The 16,133-nt window shown below is 56.9% G+C and carries 16 protein-coding genes and 1 riboswitch; of the genes, 12 read left to right on the top strand and 4 right to left on the bottom strand.

Features of this window, described 5'->3' with window-relative positions; translation table 11 throughout:
• The first annotated feature begins 630 nt into the window (after nucleotides 1-630).
• Complete coding sequence (uvrB, locus tag IB226_RS17720; protein WP_192236602.1) at nucleotides 631-2,652, top strand: excinuclease ABC subunit UvrB; 2,022 nt, start codon at nucleotides 631-633, stop codon at nucleotides 2,650-2,652.
• A gap of 86 nt (nucleotides 2,653-2,738) precedes the next feature.
• Here uvrB and yvcK read toward each other — a convergent pair whose 3' ends face one another.
• Nucleotides 2,739-3,641, bottom strand: a complete 903-nt coding sequence (gene yvcK, locus IB226_RS17715; RefSeq protein WP_110865766.1) for a uridine diphosphate-N-acetylglucosamine-binding protein YvcK — start codon at nucleotides 3,639-3,641, stop codon at nucleotides 2,739-2,741.
• A gap of 195 nt (nucleotides 3,642-3,836) precedes the next feature.
• Nucleotides 3,837-3,972, top strand: a riboswitch (molybdenum cofactor riboswitch).
• On the opposite strand from yvcK, the gene moaA reads away from it, so the two are divergent.
• The 7 genes from moaA to IB226_RS17680 all read left to right on the top strand — a co-directional run bounded on the left by moaA (nucleotide 3,962) and on the right by IB226_RS17680 (nucleotide 8,608).
• Nucleotides 3,962-4,948, top strand: coding sequence for a GTP 3',8-cyclase MoaA (gene moaA / locus IB226_RS17710; protein ID WP_110865767.1), 987 nt, complete (start codon nucleotides 3,962-3,964; stop codon nucleotides 4,946-4,948). Its footprint overlaps the riboswitch before it by 11 nt.
• A gap of 17 nt (nucleotides 4,949-4,965) precedes the next feature.
• Nucleotides 4,966-5,481: a molybdenum cofactor biosynthesis protein B gene (moaB, locus tag IB226_RS17705; RefSeq protein WP_192236601.1), complete on the top strand. Its 516-nt coding sequence runs from the start codon at nucleotides 4,966-4,968 to the stop codon at nucleotides 5,479-5,481.
• A gap of 2 nt (nucleotides 5,482-5,483) precedes the next feature.
• Entirely contained in the window at nucleotides 5,484-5,969 is a 486-nt protein-coding gene (gene moaC, locus IB226_RS17700; RefSeq protein WP_110865768.1) for a cyclic pyranopterin monophosphate synthase MoaC, read from the top strand.
• Nucleotides 5,962-6,207, top strand: a complete 246-nt coding sequence (gene moaD, locus IB226_RS17695; protein ID WP_101763175.1) for a molybdopterin synthase sulfur carrier subunit — start codon at nucleotides 5,962-5,964, stop codon at nucleotides 6,205-6,207. The genes moaC and moaD overlap by 8 nt, the downstream gene beginning before the upstream one ends.
• 2 nt (nucleotides 6,208-6,209) lie before the next feature.
• Complete coding sequence (gene moaE, locus IB226_RS17690) at nucleotides 6,210-6,662, top strand: molybdopterin synthase catalytic subunit MoaE (protein WP_110865769.1); 453 nt, start codon at nucleotides 6,210-6,212, stop codon at nucleotides 6,660-6,662.
• 80 nt (nucleotides 6,663-6,742) lie between these two features.
• On the top strand, nucleotides 6,743-7,837 hold the full coding sequence (locus IB226_RS17685; protein WP_192236600.1) for a DUF1615 domain-containing protein: 1,095 nt from the start codon (nucleotides 6,743-6,745) through the stop codon (nucleotides 7,835-7,837).
• A gap of 63 nt (nucleotides 7,838-7,900) precedes the next feature.
• Nucleotides 7,901-8,608 carry a Bax inhibitor-1/YccA family protein gene (locus IB226_RS17680; protein ID WP_101763172.1) on the top strand — a complete coding sequence of 236 codons (708 nt, stop codon included), beginning with the start codon at nucleotides 7,901-7,903 and terminating at the stop codon, nucleotides 8,606-8,608.
• Between the two features lie 57 nt (nucleotides 8,609-8,665).
• On the opposite strand, the gene IB226_RS17675 is transcribed toward IB226_RS17680, so the two are convergent.
• From IB226_RS17675 to IB226_RS17665, 3 genes are read right to left on the bottom strand one after another with little or no spacing between them, the layout of a single operon-like run.
• Nucleotides 8,666-9,640 carry a lysylphosphatidylglycerol synthase domain-containing protein gene (locus tag IB226_RS17675; RefSeq protein ID WP_101763171.1) on the bottom strand — a complete coding sequence of 325 codons (975 nt, stop codon included), beginning with the start codon at nucleotides 9,638-9,640 and terminating at the stop codon, nucleotides 8,666-8,668.
• Nucleotides 9,640-10,884, bottom strand: coding sequence for a cardiolipin synthase ClsB (gene clsB / locus IB226_RS17670; protein ID WP_192236599.1), 1,245 nt, complete (start codon nucleotides 10,882-10,884; stop codon nucleotides 9,640-9,642). Before clsB ends, IB226_RS17675 begins: the two co-directional genes overlap by 1 nt.
• Nucleotides 10,881-11,642: an endonuclease/exonuclease/phosphatase family protein gene (locus tag IB226_RS17665; RefSeq protein WP_101763169.1), complete on the bottom strand. Its 762-nt coding sequence runs from the start codon at nucleotides 11,640-11,642 to the stop codon at nucleotides 10,881-10,883. The genes clsB and IB226_RS17665 overlap by 4 nt, the downstream gene beginning before the upstream one ends.
• Before the next feature lie 177 nt (nucleotides 11,643-11,819).
• Here IB226_RS17665 and IB226_RS17660 point away from each other — a divergent pair, with 177 nt between their 5' ends.
• The 4 genes from IB226_RS17660 to IB226_RS17645 all read left to right on the top strand — a co-directional run bounded on the left by IB226_RS17660 (nucleotide 11,820) and on the right by IB226_RS17645 (nucleotide 16,112).
• A complete protein-coding gene (locus tag IB226_RS17660) occupies nucleotides 11,820-12,212 on the top strand; it encodes a YbhQ family protein (RefSeq protein WP_101763168.1) in 393 nt (130 codons plus the stop codon).
• Between the two features lie 215 nt (nucleotides 12,213-12,427).
• The gene (rhlE, locus tag IB226_RS17655; RefSeq protein ID WP_192236598.1) at nucleotides 12,428-13,816 is read left to right on the top strand and encodes an ATP-dependent RNA helicase RhlE; all 1,389 of its coding nucleotides are present in this window, start codon (nucleotides 12,428-12,430) and stop codon (nucleotides 13,814-13,816) included.
• A gap of 4 nt (nucleotides 13,817-13,820) precedes the next feature.
• Entirely contained in the window at nucleotides 13,821-14,777 is a 957-nt protein-coding gene (gene dusC / locus IB226_RS17650; protein ID WP_192236597.1) for a tRNA dihydrouridine(16) synthase DusC, read from the top strand.
• Between the two features lie 126 nt (nucleotides 14,778-14,903).
• Nucleotides 14,904-16,112: an MFS transporter gene (locus IB226_RS17645; protein WP_101763166.1), complete on the top strand. Its 1,209-nt coding sequence runs from the start codon at nucleotides 14,904-14,906 to the stop codon at nucleotides 16,110-16,112.
• Nucleotides 16,113-16,133: the final 21 nt, after the last annotated feature.

The raw sequence follows: 16,133 nt of genomic DNA, 5'->3' as shown, positions 1-16,133 counted from the left end.
AACGTTTCTGGTGCATTTGATCGTTCGTAAGGCAATAACCGGAGAAATAAATGGCCTTAACGCCTGACTTTTCGCCGGGCACGGGAAGGTAAAGCCGGAAAAAGGGGGGTAATGCGACACGCACGGCGGGAAAAATAAATGCGAAAAATTTTTTTTTCACGCTTAAGAATGGGCGGGAGAAAATTATACACAGCCGATGGGCTCGGGGCTGGATTCACTTATCCACCATTACTGTGGATAACCTTGTGCATTAGCGACTGAAAACCGTGTGGAAGCGAGTAAATTCGCGGCCTTCCTACATTATGATGAGAAACTGGGCTTTTGAGTCAAAGTGAATTAAAACAGCAGGTTAGTTAAAATCAAGCATGCGAATTATCTGCCTTGTCATCGGACTGCAATTTAATGACACTCTATTGACAAATGTTAAAAGCATCCTCCGCCTGGGGATAACATTGCGCAACAACAACTTGCCGCCTGCCGCTTAAATTGCACTGAAGAGAATCGCCGTCAGGTGCCATTATCGTGCAAGGTTACTGTGATTATGTCCAGTATTTTTTTCTGGCAAATTCGCCATAGCAGAGTAGAATTAGCAGCCTGCCCGCCGACTTCATCTGCTGGAACCGCTAAAACATGAGCAAAGTCTTTAAACTCAACTCCGCTTTCAAGCCTTCAGGGGATCAACCTGAGGCGATTCGCCGTCTCGAAGAGGGACTGGAAGATGGACTCGCGCATCAAACGCTGTTGGGCGTGACCGGCTCAGGTAAAACCTTTACCGTGGCGAATGTGATTGCCGACCTCAACCGCCCGACGATGGTGCTGGCGCCGAATAAAACCCTGGCGGCGCAGCTCTACGGTGAGATGAAGGAGTTCTTCCCGGATAACGCGGTGGAGTTTTTCGTCTCATATTACGATTACTATCAGCCTGAAGCCTATGTGCCGAGTTCTGACACCTTTATCGAGAAAGATGCCTCGGTGAATGAGCACATTGAGCAGATGCGTCTGTCGGCGACCAAAGCGCTGCTGGAGCGCCGTGATGTCATCGTCGTGGCCTCGGTTTCGGCGATCTACGGTTTGGGCGATCCCGATCTCTACCTGAAAATGATGCTGCATCTGACGCGCGGCATGATTATCGATCAGCGCAGCATTCTGCGTCGTCTGGCGGAGCTGCAATACACTCGCAACGATCAGGCCTTCCAGCGCGGCACCTTCCGCGTGCGCGGCGAAGTGATTGATGTGTTCCCGGCAGAATCGGACGATATTGCGCTGCGTATTGAGCTGTTTGATGAAGAAGTTGAGCGGCTGTCGCTGTTTGATCCGCTCACCGGGCAGATTGATTCGGTAATCCCGCGCTTTACCGTCTATCCGAAAACGCACTATGTGACGCCGCGTGAGCGCATTCTTAAGGCGATGGAAGAGATCAAAGATGAGCTGGTGGTGCGCCGCAAAGTGCTGCTGGAGAACAATAAGCTGCTGGAAGAGCAGCGTATTTCCCAGCGGACGCAGTTCGATCTCGAGATGATGAACGAGTTGGGTTACTGCTCCGGCATCGAAAACTACTCGCGCTATCTCTCCGGGCGCGGACCGGGCGAGCCGCCGCCGACCTTGTTCGACTATTTACCGGCGGATGGCTTGCTGGTGGTTGACGAATCGCATGTCACCATTCCGCAGATTGGCGGCATGTATCGTGGTGACCGCGCGCGTAAAGAGACGCTGGTGGAGTACGGTTTCCGCCTGCCGTCGGCGCTGGATAACCGTCCGATGAAGTTTGAAGAGTTTGAAGCAGCCGCTCCGCAAACCATTTACGTGTCGGCCACGCCGGGCAACTACGAGCTGGAAAAATCGGGTGGTGAAGTGATCGATCAGCTGGTGCGTCCAACCGGCCTGCTGGATCCGATTCTGGAAGTGCGGCCGGTGGCGACGCAGGTCGACGATTTGCTGTCGGAAATCCGCAAGCGTGTTGAGATTAACGAGCGCGTACTGGTGACTGTGCTGACCAAGCGTATGGCGGAAGATCTTACCGAATACCTGGTGGAGCACGGCGAGAAGGTGCGCTATCTGCACTCGGATATCGATACTGTGGAACGTATGGAGATCATCCGCGATTTACGTCTTGGCGAATTTGATGTGCTGGTTGGCATCAACTTGCTGCGAGAAGGTCTGGATATGCCGGAAGTGTCGCTGGTGGCGATTCTCGATGCCGATAAAGAGGGCTTCCTGCGTTCGGAGCGTTCGCTGATACAGACCATTGGTCGCGCCGCGCGTAACATCAATGGCCGGGCGATTCTCTACGCCGATAAAATCACACCGTCGATGGAGCGCGCGATGGGCGAAACCGAGCGTCGTCGTGAGAAGCAGCAGAAATACAACGAAGAGAATGGCATTACGCCGCAAGGGCTCAACAAGAAGATCACCGATATTCTTGAGCTCGGCAAAAACGTAGTGAAAACGCGTGGTAAAGGCAAAACCGCCTCACGCACCGCAGCAGAAGCGGAAGCCAACTATATGGCGCTTACGCCGCAGGCGATGCAGAAGAAGATTCACGAGCTGGAAGGGCAGATGCAGCAGCACGCGCAGAATCTGGAGTTTGAAGAGGCTGCCAGCGTGCGCGATCAGTTGCATCAATTGCGCGAGCTGTTTATTGCGGCTTCGTGATCGTGGTATCCAGGTCGCCATGAATGACGCCCCTACAGGAATTCAGCGCGGTTTTCGTAGGGTGCGCATTCATGCGCACCTGGAAATTAAACGGCCTGAATCGCGTGTTCCAGCGCGATGCGCAGCAGCTGGCGGTCATGGCGATATTTGATGTCGGCGGCCTCCAGCGGTTCGCGAATGATTAAACGCTCTTCCACGCCGCGAATATCGGCGGCCGGACTCACCACCACCGCATCAATCACCCGCTTGCCAATCGCTTTCTCCATGATCGCCAACTTATCGGCCACATTCAGGCTAGCTGCCGCTGGGCTCAGTTCGCGGCCCAGATTGCCGATAAACACCATGGTGGCAGGCGTACGGCGCAGCGCGCGCGCCATCTCTTCCATCAGCAGAATCGGCATCAGGCTGGTGTAGAAGCTGCCGGGGCCAATCAGAATCAAATCCGCTTCGCCAATCGCCTCGATGGCTTCACGGGTTGGCAACACATTCGGATGTAACATCAACTCTTGGGGCGGCTGCTTCATCTCATCAATTGCCGTTTCGCCGTACACCATATTGCCTTCGCCATCCTGCGCCACCAGATCGACCGGCTGTTCCGACATCGGGATCAGAAACGCATCGACCTTGAGCAGATTGCGGATGATGTTGATGGCTTCCAGCGGGCGCACGCTGAGATGATCAAGCGCCTTCAGCATTAGGTTGCCGAGGTTGTGTCCGGCCAGCTCGCCATTACCGGTGAAGCGATACTCAAACATCGCGGTGGCGACGCTCGGTTCGGTGATCAACTGATTGATGCAGTTACGCATATCGCCCCACGCAATGCCGCCTTCCGAGCGGCGAATGCGGCCGGTGGATCCGCCGTTGTCGGTGGTGGTGACGATGCCGGTCAGGCGCGAACCTAACGGTGCCAGCGCCGACATCACGCGGCCCAAACCGTGTCCGCCACCTAATGCCACTACGCGATCCAAATCTGCCAGGGTTCGATTCATGTTTCTCCTTTGTCACTGACGTCCTCGCGTTGAGGCGTAGTTGAACTGATGTGCATCAATATCTGTGGTGCATTTTACCGTATCCTGTCGCGAAAATGCGGTGAAAAAACGTTATGCATCAAGATATATAGCGAAAATCACTCATGGATGCTAACCGTTAATCGCGCTACCATTCGTTTTAACCGTGTTGTCCATAATGACAACAAACTCCCAAGCCTGGTTTCCTAAGTCGTTATAGATATGGAAGGCAGGCCGCAGCCTTGAGCTGCCAGGGTGCAGAAAGAAATGACTGCATCTCCCGACTTTGGAAAGGTGTTCAGGTGCCACAATTTACAGATGCCTATGCGCGCAGCTTTTACTATCTGCGCCTGTCGGTCACGGATGTGTGTAACTTCCGTTGTACCTACTGTTTGCCGAACGGCTATAAGCCGAACGGTACGCACAATAAAAGTTTTCTCTCGTTGGATGAGATTCGTCGCGTGACGCGTGCCTTTGCGGCGGCGGGCACGGAAAAAGTGCGCCTGACGGGCGGCGAACCCTCCATGCGGCGTGATTTCACCGACATCATCGCTGCAGTGCGTGAAAACGCCGCCATTCGCCAGATCGCGATGACCACCAACGGTTATCGCATGGCGCGTGACGTACATGCCTGGCGCGCTGCCGGTCTCACCCATATCAACGTCAGCGTCGATAGCCTCGACGCACGCCAGTTTCACGCCATTACCGGCCAGGACAAATTTGCCGAGGTGATGGCGGGAATCGACGCCGCCTTTGATGCCGGTTTCGAGAAAGTGAAAGTCAACAGCGTGCTGATGCGCGATGTGAACAGCCACAGCCTTAGCACCTTCCTTGAGTGGCTGCGCCTGCGACCGATTCAACTGCGCTTTATCGAACTGATGGAAACCGGCGAAGGCAGCGATCTGTTCCGCCGTCATCACATCTCCGGTGAAGTGATCCGCGATCAGCTGATCCTGCAAGGCTGGCAACGCCAGCCGCGCGGCCGCAGCGACGGTCCGGCGCAGGTGTTCCGTCATCCCGATTATCAGGGCGAAGTCGGCCTGATCATGCCGTACGAGAAAGATTTCTGTGCCAGCTGCAACCGCCTGCGCGTCTCGGCGCTGGGCAATCTGCATCTGTGCCTGTTTGGTGACGGCGGCGTGTCGCTGCGCGATCTGCTGGCCTCTGACGATCAGCAAGATGAGTTGCAGGCGCGCATTGCGCACAGCCTTGGGCAGAAAAAGCAGACGCATTTCCTGCATCAGGGCAACACCGGCATCACGCAAAATCTCTCCTTTATTGGTGGCTAAACACAGGAGTTACGGCCATGGGTAAACCTTCCGGCGAATTTGTCGCCTTAAATGTGGCGGTGATGACCGTCTCGGATAGCCGCGATGCCAGCAATGACACATCGGGCGATTATCTGCGTGAAGCGCTGGCGGAAGCCGGGCATCAGGTGGTTGATCGCGCGATTGTGTCAGATAACCGCTATCGCATTCGTGCCACGGTATCGCGCTGGGTTGCCAGCGACGATGTGCAAGTGGTGATCGTTAACGGCGGCACCGGTTTCAATAGCAAAAACAGCACGCCAGAAGCGTTGCTGCCGCTGCTGGACCGCGAAATCGAAGGCTTTGGCGAGCTGTTCCGCATGATCTCCTATGAAGAGATCGGCAGCTCGACGCTGCAGTCGCGCGCGGTGGCTGGATTAGCCAATCAGACGCTGATTTTTGCCGTGCCGGGATCAACCAACGCCTGCCGCAGCGCCTGGGAACGCATTATCGAAGATCAGCTGGATGCGCGTACGCGTCCGTGTAATTTCGTCTCACATTTGAAGAAGTTGTAAGTATGTCATCGTTAACTCATATCAATGCCGCTGGCGAAGCCCACATGGTGGATGTCTCTGGCAAAACCGAAACGGTGCGCGAAGCGCAGGCCGAAGCGCTGGTGCTGATGAGCGCCGAAACGCTGCAGATGATTATTGACGGCAGCCATCACAAAGGCGACGTGTTCGCCACCGCACGCATCGCCGGTATTCAGGCGGCGAAACGCACCTGGGAACTGATTCCGCTCTGTCATCCGCTGATGCTGAGCAAGGTGGAAGTTACCTTGCTGGCGGAACCGCAGCACAATCGCGTGCGCGTCACCTCACTCTGTCGTCTTACCGGCAAAACCGGCGTTGAGATGGAAGCGCTGACGGCGGCGTCCGTTGCAGCGCTCACCATCTATGACATGTGCAAAGCGGTGCAAAAAGACATTGTCATCGACCAGCTGCGTTTGCTGACCAAAAGCGGCGGCAAATCCGGCGACTTCAAGGCGGTGAGCCATGATTAAGGTGCTGTTTTTTGCTCAGGTGCGGGAATTAACCGGCACCGCTTCACTGGATTTGCAGCCTGACTACGCCGATGTCGCCACGCTGCGCGCGGCGTTAGCAGAGAAGGGCGATCGCTGGGCGCTGGCGCTGGAATCCGGCAAGCTGCTGGCGGCTGTAAATCAAACGCTGGTGCCGATGAGTCATCCGCTGCGTGCGGGTGATGAAGTGGCCTTTTTCCCGCCGGTCACCGGAGGCTGATGATGGAAACGCGGATTCGTGTGGGTTCAGAGCCGTTCAACGTCGGCGAAGAGTACGAAAAACTCGCCACCCATGACAGCGATGGCGCGGTCGTCACCTTCACCGGCAAAGTGCGCAATCACAATCTCGGTGCCAGCGTGGCGGCCTTGACGCTGGAGCACTATCCCGGCATGACGGAAAAAGCGCTGGGGGAGATCGTAGAAGACGCGCGTCAGCGCTGGGCGCTGCAGCAGGTCACGGTGATCCATCGCGTTGGCGAACTGTTTCCCGGCGATGAGATCGTGTTTGTGGGCGTCAGCAGCGCGCATCGCGGCAGCGCATTCGCCGCCACCGAGTTCATCATGGATTACCTGAAAACCCGCGCGCCGTTCTGGAAGCGTGAAGCCACCGCCGCAGGCGATCGCTGGGTTGATGCCCGAGATAGCGATCATCAGGCCGCTGAACGCTGGAGCTAGCGCGCAAAATCCTCCGGCTCCGATAGCGGCAGGCCACTGAAAACGTTAAGGTACGGTTTTTGTTGGCGTCAGGGAGCAGGATGAACACGAGCAAGATGATGAAAGGCGCAGCTTTGCTGGCTGCGCTGGTGCTGGCCGGTTGTAGCACGAAAAAAGAGCCGCAGGCGCCCGCGCGTCAGCCCGCCGATGTAAAAAGCCAAATCCAGCATTTGTTGCCCAGCGACGTTAAACAGAAATCCGCCTGGGCCGACGATATCTATACCGCGTTCCGCGTGCAGCAAATTGATGCCAGCATCAGCAACCTCTGCGCGGTGATTGCCGTTACCGATCAGGAGTCTAACTTCAGCGCCGATGCGGTGGTGCCGGGCTTACCGAAAATCGCCTGGGGCGAGATTGATCGCCGCGCCGCCAAAGTGCATGTGCCGGCATTTCTGGTGCGCACCGCTCTGCTGATCAAATCACCAAATGGCGAAAGCTATGCTGCGCGTCTGGATAAGGTGCGCAGCGAGAAAGAGCTGAGCGCCATTTTTGATGATTTCATCGATATGGTGCCGATGGGGCAAAAGCTGTTTGGCAACCTCAACCCAATTCATACCGGCGGGCCGATGCAGGTCAGCATTGCGTTTGCGGAAGCGCACGCCAAAGGCTATCCGTATGCGGTTGACGGCTCGATTCGTCGTGAAGTCTTCACCCGTCGCGGTGGTATCTACTTCGGCACGCTGCATCTGCTTGGCTACCCGGCCGATTACAGCCAGCCGCTGTATCGCTTTGCCGACTTCAACGCCGGTTGGTACGCCAGCCGCAACGCCGCATTTCAGGCGGCCATTGCGCGCGCCAGCGGCATCAAGCTGGCACTGGACGGCGACCTGATCGTCTATGGCAGCGATCAGGCCGGTTCCACCGAACTGGCGGTGCGCAGCCTTAGCAAGCAGCTGGATATGAGCAATCGCGAAATCCGCCGCGATCTGGAGAAGGGCGACAGCGAAGATTTTGCTAACAGCACGCTGTGGAAGCAGACCTTTATCCTCGCCGATAAGATGGCCGGAAAACGTCTGCCGCGCGAAATGCTGCCGGGCATCAAGCTGGAGAGCCCGAAAATCACCCGCAATCTCACCACCGCGTGGTTTGCTCAGCGCGTAAATGGCCGCTATCAACAGTGCTTGACGCGCCGTTGACGCAAACGGGTGTACACTCCACACTTACAGAGTTTGTTAACGTAACCGCTAATGAGGCGCTTCATGGATCGATATCCACGTAATGATTCAATCGTGCAGCAGGCATCCACCTCGCTGCAGACCTACATGGCGCAGGTGTATGGCTGGATGACCTGCGGCTTGCTGCTCACCGCGTTTGTTTCGTGGTTTGCTGCCCGCACACCTGCAGTAATGGAACTGGTGTTTGCTAACCGCATCACTTTCTTCGGTTTGATCATCGCGCAGTTAGCGCTGGTGTTTGTGTTGTCTGGCATGGTGCATCGCCTGAGCGGCGCGGTCGCCACCGCACTGTTTATGCTCTATTCGGCGCTAACCGGATTAACCATGGCGAGTATTTTCCTCGTTTACACCTACTCATCCATCGCCAGCACCTTCTTCGTGACGGCCGGGATGTTCGGTGCCATGAGCTTCTACGGTTACACCACTAAGCGCGACCTGAGCCGTTTTGGCAGCCTGCTGTTTATGGCGCTGATCGGTATTTTGCTGGCGTCACTGGTGAACTTCTGGCTGAAAAGTCCGGCGCTGATGTGGGCGATTACCTATATCGGCGTGGTGGTGTTTGTTGGCTTAACCGCCTATGACACGCAGAGGCTGAAGGCGATTGGCGAGAATATCAACGTCAATGACAAAGAGAACCTGCGTCGCGCCTCAATCATGGGTGCGTTAACGCTGTATCTCGACTTCATCAACCTGTTCCTGATGCTGCTGCGCATCTTCGGCAACCGCCGCTAAACCACGCAACAAACTGTCCCCTTTCCCGCCTGCGGGAGAGGGGAACTCCGCACAAACTCACCGCGATACCGATTTCTCCATCTTCTGCTCATTCTTCTGCCGTAAATGCTTCGCGCGGCTCTCCAGCCACAAATAGAGCACCAGCGCCACCAACAGCGGCAGAATAAAATAGAGCACGCGGTAAGCCAGCAGCGCTGCAATAATGGTGCCGTGCGAGGCGTGTTGCCCACTGAGCAGCGCCAAAAATACCGCTTCCAGCACGCCAATCCCGGCCGGGATGTGAATGATCACACCGGCGATACTGCTGATCAGCAACACGCCTAACACAATCGGATAATCCACCTGACGCGCCAGCAGTAGCCAGATAATCATGCCCATCACCATCCAGTTGGCGCAGGAGACCGCAAACTGGAACAGCGCCATGCGCAGCGAAGGCAGCTGCAGATGCTGGCCTTTAACCGTCCAGCGGCGCTTCTTCGCGAAGGCGCAAGCCCACAAATAGACCGCCACCATCACCAGCAGCACCGCGCCAATGATGCGCAGCGTGGTTTCACCAATGAACCAACCGGAGGGAATCGGCACCATGCCCGCCGCAAACACCACGCCGGCCAGCAGAATATAGCCGAGCCAGTTGGTGGCGATGCTCAGCGAGAAAATGCGCGTAATAGTATTGCCCGGCAAACCGAGTCTTGAGTAGAGCCGATAGCGCATCGCCACGCCGCCAACCCAGGTGCTGAGCGTCAGGTTGAAGGCATAACAGATAAACGACACCAGCATCACCTGGCGCTTCGCCAGCTTATGGCCGCAGTAGGCTCGTCCAATCAGGTCGTACAAGCCATAGGTCAGATAACTCACCACCACTAGTGCAGCAGCGCTTAGCACCACATAGCGGTTATAACCGACGATCACCGTATAGACGTCTTCCCAGTTCACCTTGCGCGCATACACCACCAGCAGCACAATCACCGCAATAAAAAACAGCCAGGTGAGGATTTTCTTCGCCAGTTGCCAGCGCGGATTCTTTTTCGACATTAGGATTTTGCTCCTGAATTATCGGCTTCAACCCGATCCTGAGTTTCCATTTCGGGTTGTACGGGGGGAGCAACTTGCGACAAGTGTGGCGTGTGCGCAGGCAACCATCCGGCAATAGCCGGGAAGTGACGTAAAAAGTGGAACACAATTACGCCCTTGGTGAGCTGCCACCAGTTGCGCGGCGGCAGCTTGTCATCCTCCACGCGCACGCAGTCCTGCTGAATCAGCAGTTCCAGATTGTCGCGCAGCGTCTGGTTGAAAGCGCGATCGTGCACCATCAAATTGGCTTCCAGATTGAGAGATAAACTCAGTGGATCGAGGTTGCTGGAGCCGACGGTGGACCACTGCTGATCCTGCACCGCAATTTTGCCGTGCAGCGGGCGGCGGCAATATTCATACACTTCCACACCGCCATCGACCAGATAGTTGTACAGCAGCTCGGCACCGACTTTGACGATCGGCATATCGGGCTCGCCCTGCACAATCAGCCTGACGCGCACGCCGCGCTGAGCCGCGCTGCGCATTTCGCGCAGCAGACGATAGCCGGGGAAGAAGTAGGCGTTGGCGATGATCACATCCTTCTGTGCCTTGCGCAGCATGGCGAGATAGTGCTGTTCGATGTCGTCGCGGTGTTCGTCGTTATCGCGGTAGACAAACAACACCTGCGCTTCACCGGGCATGGCGTTGACCGCCGGGCGATGGGAACGCGCACCCCACCAGCGCCGCGTGTGCTGTTCGCTGCCCATTTGTTGCTGCACGTATTGGGCAATATCCAGCACCACCGGGCCTTTCACCTCCACGGCATAATCCTGTTTGGCCTCTGCACCGAAATCGATGTTATGTTCAGCGGAGAAGTTGATGCCGCCGACAAAGGCGATCTGTTCATCGATCACCACAATCTTGCGGTGCAGGCGACGAAACACATTGGTGCGCATGCCGAGCACCAGCGGACGCGGATCGTAATAGATAAAGCGCACGCCCGCGGCCGTCAGGCTATCCACAAATCGGTCGGAGAGGTCTGGCGAGCCGTAGCCATCGACCATCACCTCGACTTTGACCCCGCGCCGCGCCGCATTGAGCAGCTGTTCGTGCAGATCGTTGCCGACTTCGTCCTCAAACAGGATGAAGGTTTCCAGCAGCAGCGTGCGCTCGGCGCGTTGGATCGCGCCTGATACGCGCGGGAAAAACTGGTCACCATTTTCTAACAGACGGAGCTGATTACCGTCGCGCCAATTGAAACTCATAGGAAAATCTCCACCGCTAACGGCGCATGATCGGACAGGTGAGACCAGGGTTTTACCGGCAGCGCCCACGGCTTACTCACCGTAGCGTTGCGGATGTAGATACGATCTAGCCGTAACAGCGGAAAACGCGCCGGGAAGGTGCGGGCAGGGCGGCCGGTTTTGATGCTGAACACTTCCTCTAAGCCCACCGCGCGTTTGAGAAAGCGATTGGCGCTGACCTGCCAGTCATTAAAATCACCGGCCACCACCAAAGGCGCATCGGGCGGCAGCGTATCGATAAAGTCGCACATCATCTTCATCTGCGCCTGGCGATGTTTCTCCTTCAGACCGAGATGTACGCAGAACACATGCAGCGGTTCCGCCCGATCCGGCAGGCGGATTTGGCAGTGCAACATGCCGCGTTTTTCACTTCCGGCGACGGAAATATCGCGGTTTTCATATTCAACGATGGGAAAGCGTGACAATATCGCGTTCCCGTGATGTCCCTCGGGATAAACCGCGTTGCGGCCATAGGCAAAATCGTTCCACATGGTATCGGCCAGAAATTCGTAATGGGAGGTTTCCGGCCAGTTTTCAATGTGCAGCGAATGGATGGCGTGGGTACCCATTACCTCTTGCAGGAAGACGATATCCGCCGACGTGGCGCGAACAGCGTCACGCAATTCCGGCAGGATAAAGCGGCGATTAAAGCTGGTGAAACCCTTGTGGGTATTGATCGTCAGGACTTTAAATGAAAATCCTTGCGTATTTTGTGGCATACTTCGACGCGCTCCTTTTCATCATCAACAGCACAAAGTGTAGTCTTTGTCACAAATGGATGGTGTTAAGGGCAGAAAATTAGGGCGTAATCCGAAATTTGCTTTACATTGAGGACGTTCGTCTGGCCTCCAGCCAGATACACTTGGGCGACCTGTTGGGTCTGCCAGGAGAAGAGAATGAAATGGTCTAATCGTGTTCAGATTGTTACCGGACAAACTTGTTTGCACATTGCAATGCACCTGCTGGTGATTGCCGCACTGGTTTGGGGCTGGAAACATAGGGCGCTGGTTGAAGTGAGCAGTACCCTGGTGGCAGCTTATGCGGTGGTATTCATTACCATGCTGGTCATGCAGCGTAGTGCCCGTTTACGTAGAATGGGTGATTCCCTCGAAGAGGTGACCACCACTTACTACTTTGGCGCAGCGATGTTAACGCTGTTCCTGATCTCCCGCTTTATCCACAACAACCTGCTGATTGGTCTCCTCGGCGTGGTGATGTTGGTGGGACCGGCGCTGGTTTCACTGCTGGCGAAAGAGCCGGTTCAGCGCATCGAGAAGAAGCGCAGTTGATCGATTAGGGACCGCAACCCTGCGGACCTGACAAAAAGGAGCCCAGTGCGGCTCCTTTTTTTATGGATGCTGTCTGCGCGGAAAGCTGCTAAACTCGCGCCCTTACGCATGGTAGTTTGTGCCCTTTTCACACGTGAGCCCCGCGCTTGCGTCATATCCCTCCTGAAAACTACATCGCCTACGGCGGTCAGGACGGTTCGGAGTAATACACCTGCATGTCATTTGACTCTCTCGGCTTAAGTGCCGATATTTTGCGTGCGGTAGCAGAACAAGGCTACCAAGAGCCGACGCCGATTCAGCGTCAGGCCATTCCTGTGGTGCTGGCTGGTCGTGACCTGCTGGCGAGCGCCCAAACCGGCACCGGTAAAACCGCCGGCTTTACGCTGCCGTTGCTGCAGCGTCTGACTGCAAAACCGTCCACGGCGCGTGGCCGCCGTCCGGTGCGTGCGTTGATCCTGACCCCGACCCGCGAACTGGCGGCTCAGGTTGGCGAGAACGTGCGTGAGTACAGCCAATATCTCGATATCCGTTCGCTGGTGGTATTCGGCGGCGTGAGCATCAACCCGCAGATGATGAAACTGCGCGGCGGCGTTGACGTGCTGGTGGCGACACCGGGCCGTCTGCTCGATCTGGCGCACCAGAACGCGGTTGATCTGTCACAGGTTGAAATCCTCGTGCTGGATGAAGCGGATCGTATGCTCGACATGGGCTTCATCCACGACATCCGTCGCGTGCTGGCGCGTCTGCCTGCTAAGCGTCAGAACCTGCTGTTCTCTGCCACCTTCTCTGACGAGATCAAAACGCTGGCGGAAAAACTGCTTACCAACCCAGAACAGGTTGAAGTTGCGCGTCGTAACACCGCCTCTGAGCAAGTTTCACAGCAAGTGCATTTCGTGGATAAGAAGCGCAAGCGGGAACTGCTGTCGCTGATGATTGGTCGTGATAACTGGCAGCAAGTGCTGGTGTTCACCCGTACCAAACACGGCGCCAATCATCTGGCTGAGCAGCTGAACAAAGACGGCATCACCGCCGCCGCGATCCACGGCAACAAGAGCCAGGGCGCGCGTACCCGTGCATTGGCTGACTTCAAATCCGGCGGCATTCGCGTACTGGTCGCGACCGATATCGCTGCGCGTGGTCTGGATATCGAAGAGCTGCCACACGTGGTGAACTACGAGCTGCCAAACGTGGCGGAAGATTACGTGCACCGTATCGGTCGTACCGGCCGTGCGGCTGCTACCGGCGCGGCACTGTCGCTGGTGTGTGTTGATGAACACAAACTGCTGCGTGACATTGAGCGTCTGCTGAAGCGTGAAATCCCGCGCATCGAGCTGCCTGGTTTCGAAGTCGATCCCAGCATCAAAGCCGAGCCAATCCAGAACGGTCGTCAGCAGCAGGGCGGCGGTCGCGGTCAAGGTGGACGTGGTCAAGGCCAGGGTCGCGGCCAGGCCGGCAACGTTTCTCGCCCGCATAGCGGCAATGCGCCACGTCCGCAGGGTGAAGCGCGTTCCGCGCGTCGTCCAGCGCAGGGCGCAAGCCAGGCTGCGCCAGCCGCCAACAGCGGTCGTCGTCGTCCGGCGCCGAAGAAAACCGGGAACGCCTAACGTCATGAGGGTGTTGCTGGCGCCGATGGAGGGCGTGCTTGATTCGCTGGTGCGTGAGCTGCTCTCCGGGGTGAATGATTATGACTTGTGCGTGACCGAGTTTTTGCGCGTGGTCGATCAGCTGCTGCCGGTAAAATCCTTCTATCGTTTGTGTCCTGAGCTGCATAACCACAGCCGCACGCCGTCAGGCACGCGCGTTCGCATGCAGCTGCTAGGGCAATACCCCGAGTGGCTGGCCGAGAACGCCGCGCGCGCGGTGGAACTCGGTTCCTGGGGCGTTGATCTCAACTGCGGCTGTCCGTCAAAGCTGGTCAACGGCAGCGGCGGCGGTGCCACCTTGCTGAAAGATCCCGAACTGATCTATCGCGGCGCGAAAGCGATGCGTGAAGCGGTGCCGGATCATCTGCCGGTGACGGTGAAAGTGCGGTTGGGCTGGGATTCTGGCGATCGTCGTTTTGAGATTGCCGATGCGGTGCAGCAAGCCGGTGCCAGCGAGCTGGTGGTGCACGGTCGTACTAAAGAAGACGGTTATCGCGCCGAAAGCATTAACTGGCAGGCGATTGGCGAAATCCGCCAGCGTCTGCGCATTCCGGTGATCGCCAACGGTGAGATCTGGAACTGGCAGGACGCGCAGGATTGCATGCGCATTACCGGCTGCGATGCGGTGATGATTGGGCGCGGTGCGCTCAGTGTGCCGAATCTGGCGCGCGTGGTGAAATACAACGAAGCGCCGATGGCGTGGCCCGACGTGGTTGCCTTGTTGCTGAAGTACACTCAGCTGGAAAAGCAGGGCGATACCGGCATGTATCATGTCGCGCGCATCAAGCAGTGGCTTGGCTACCTGCGCAAGGCGTATCACCAAGCCGACGGCTTGTTCAGCGAAGTTCGCACCCTCAAAGTCTCCGCCGACATCGCCACCGCAATCGAGCGCCATGCCGCAGCAATAATCAAATCCTCGTAGAGTCGCCATTCATGGCGACCTTCTCAACAAGTGCATAAACTTTATAACTAAAAAACCCGCGATCTCTTAGCACGCTAAGGTTATAGTGACCGCCTACTTTAATCCTGATCCCCGACGCCACTTTCCATGTCTGACGCCGCTGTACTGAGTAACGCTCAGTTAAATAAACGTATTCTCTCCGTCATTGTCTTCACCTTCTTTTGCTATCTTTCGGTGGGTTTGCCGCTCGCGGTGCTGCCGGGATTCGTGCATAACCAGCTTGGATTCAGCTCGTTCATCGCCGGATTAATCATCAGCCTGCAATATTTCGCTACGCTATTAAGCCGCCCGCACTCCGGTCGTCTGGCGGATCGCTTTGGTCCGAAGCGCGTGGTGATGATGGGATTGGTGTTCTGCGGCATGAGCGGCGTGTTATCGATTATCGCCGCGCTGTGCAGCGACATGCCGCTGCTGAGCCTGGCGCTGCTGGCGGCGGGGCGCTTGTTCCTCGGCGTAGGTGAAAGCTTTAGTAGCACCGGATCGACGCTGTGGGGCATGAACATTGTCGGTCCGCTGCAAACCGCGCGGGTGATCTCGTGGAACGGCGTAGCCACCTATTTCGCCATGGCGATTGGTGCACCGCTCGGCGTGCTGCTGAATCAGTGGTTTGGCATCAGCGGCTTTGCTGGTTTGGTGGCGATCATGGGCGTTGCCGGATTCTGGATGGCGAGTCGCAAAGCGGGCGTCAGCGTCTCCGCCGGCGTGCGCATTCCGTTTCATCGCGTGGTCAGCCGCGTGTGGATGTTTGGGCTGGCGCTTGGCTTTGGCACCATCGGTTTCGGCGTAATTTCCACCTTTATCACGCTCTATTTCGCCAGCCGCGACTGGAGCGGTGCGGCGTTCGCGCTGACGCTGTTCAGCCTCGGCTTTGTGATTGTGCGCCTCGGTTTTGGTCGCTACATCACGCGTTTCGGTGGCCTGAAGGTGTCGCTGGTGTCATTCGTGCTGGAGTGTGCCGGACTGCTGCTGATTTGGCAGGCCGACAGCATCTGGCTGGTGGATTTGGGCGCGTTTCTCACCGGCGGCGGTTTCTCGCTGGTGTTCCCGGCGCTGGGCGTGGAAGCGGTGAAGCGTGTACAGCAGCAGGATCAGGGTTCGGCGCTCGGCACCTATTCGGCGTTTCTCGATTTAGGACTGGGATTAACCGGTCCGGTGGCGGGCTTGCTGATTGGGCATTGGGGCATGCAATCGGTCTATCTGGCGGCGGCGCTGATGGTGCTGGGCGCGTTTGCCATCACGCTGCGTCTGCACCAGCAACACGGCCGGCAGACGGCCGCGCAAGCGCTGAGCGAATAACGCTTCATCGGCAAACCCCCG

Origin of the sequence: Pantoea sp. PNT03, assembly GCF_014852515.1 — a bacterium.
GTDB lineage: Bacteria > Pseudomonadota > Gammaproteobacteria > Enterobacterales > Enterobacteriaceae > Pantoea > Pantoea leporis.
This window is presented reverse-complemented; position numbering and strand designations above follow the sequence as displayed.